This window comes from Salinicoccus siamensis (assembly GCF_042429615.1).
Lineage (GTDB): Bacteria > Bacillota > Bacilli > Staphylococcales > Salinicoccaceae > Salinicoccus > Salinicoccus siamensis.
In genome coordinates, this window is the sequence record NZ_JBHMAH010000034.1 from 1 (window position 1) to 2,040 (window position 2,040).

Consider the following 2,040-nt stretch of genomic DNA (forward strand, 5'->3'; position numbering starts at 1 on the left):
GTATTATTATGATATCGAAATTGCTCTATCACTTTTGGAAATGAAACATTATTATGTACATACTTACCACCAGCCGAAAAAAGATCTCTTATTGAAGGGCTATAATAAAAATAAGTCGATATTAAATATTCCGTAACCCTTTTATAATCACTCTTGGATTTTAAGATATCTTGAGGATATAAGATTAATAATTCAGAGATCAATTCATCCTTTTTACCTTTATCTAAATCTTTTATCAATGTAGGGAGAACATTTTCAGGTTCAGATATGTACCACTGTGCTTTATTGGAATTCTCTCTTAGTATTTTTTGGACGTATGAATTTTTTTCTAGTTCACTCATTTCTCTGATAATGTCATACTCAGATTTAGAATTAAATATACTGTTTTGAGTGTCCATATTAATAAAGTATCTTGGTTTATGAGTGACTTTTATATCTTCTGTCACAGTCCAATATGGAGCGTATTTAACTTTATAATATGGCTCATTCTTCTTTTTATTAATTGTGCCGAATAATAAATAAATATCTTGATAATCTTGAGAACTTATACTTTCAAATACTGATCCCCCATTGTTGATCCAAGAACCATCTGTTCTACTTTTTAATTCTAATCCATATTTAATATTGTTTATAAGAATGTCTATGTCAGGAAAATGATGTCCATAATTTTCTCTGAATTCGACGCCATCAATATCCCATTCTTTAATCACATCATTAAACAGTACTTCAAAACCATTATAATTTCCTTTGGAAACTAAATACTTTTCTTCAGCAAGGGTATTTTCTATTTTATCTTTTATTTCGGATAATAAATCATGTATTGAATATTCCATAACTACACCTCTTTTTAAATTTATAGATAAGGATGAGATAAATGACTAACACATACTACGAGAAAGATATAAGTACAATAAATACTAAAACTTTACAAATTCCTAATGATATTAAGCCGTTAAACATAGTAAGTTTATTCTCTGGTGCAGGGGGCATGGATTTGGGCTTCATTGGAGACTTTAAATTTTTAGATGAATATTATGATGGGAATCCTTATAACATTGTATTCGCTAATGATATTTTTAAACAAGCTGCAGATATTTATGAATACAATTTCAAACATAAAGTTGAAACGACAAGCATTACCGATTTAGATTTGAATGAGCACTTGCCTAATATAGATGTTGATGTTGTATTGGGAGGGTTTCCTTGTCAGACCTTTAGCTACTCTGGAAAGCGTAGCGGGTTGAGTGATCCACGAGGTCAGTTATACATGCAAATGATTAGAGTACTAAAACATTATAAGCCCAAAATTTTTATTGCTGAAAATGTAGATGGTATAAGAAACTCCAAAAAAAATAATGTTGGTGCGAATGTTGATCAATCAGCGTTAGATACCATATTAGAGGATTTTGATGAAAGTGGCTATGATGTTCAATACCGTATATTAAACTCAGCAAATTTTGGCGTACCTCAAATTCGTAAAAGAGTTATTATAATGGGTATTCGAAAAGACTTAGGCAGTGTTGAAGATCAATTTTATCCTATGCCTACAAATGATCAATTCGGCAATGAAACCGGTAATAAATGGCTTACTGCTAAAGATGGTATTGATGATTTATGGGAAAATATAGATGCGACTGTCATACCCAACCATACGTTCCGTGATTATTCTAAAGCTAAGTTTTATCCAGGTAAAAAAATGCAAGGTAATAATAGAATTTTTCCAGATAGACCAGCTCCTACTATCAGGGCGGAGCATCATGGTAATATAGAAGCTCATTATAGATATAGTAAAGAAGAAGAAGATGTTACTGGATGGAGAAGATTAAGTGTAAGAGAATGTGCACGTTTACAGTCATTCCCAGACTCATTTAATTTTGTAGCAAGTGCGTCTTCGTCATATAAAGCAATAGGTAATGCTGTTCCACCTGTAATGGCATGGCATATAGCTAGAGCTGTATTTCACACTTTAGATAAACTTGGTTTGATTGAATTTAATAAACAAAAATTAAATGGATAGGACAACAACCCAGGTTGAAAGTC

At 31.4% G+C, this 2,040-nt stretch carries 2 protein-coding genes; one reads left to right on the forward strand and one right to left on the reverse strand.

Annotated elements, in window-relative coordinates; genetic code table 11:
- Positions 1 to 833, reverse strand: an 833-nt coding sequence (locus ACFFLE_RS11080; RefSeq protein ID WP_380572227.1) for a hypothetical protein, incomplete at its 3' end; no start/stop codon positions are given.
- Between the two features lie 41 nt (positions 834 to 874).
- Here ACFFLE_RS11080 and ACFFLE_RS11085 point away from each other — a divergent pair.
- On the forward strand, positions 875 to 2,017 hold the full coding sequence (locus tag ACFFLE_RS11085) for a DNA cytosine methyltransferase (RefSeq protein WP_380572245.1): 1,143 nt from the start codon (positions 875 to 877) through the stop codon (positions 2,015 to 2,017).
- The last annotated feature ends 23 nt before the right edge of the window (positions 2,018 to 2,040 follow it).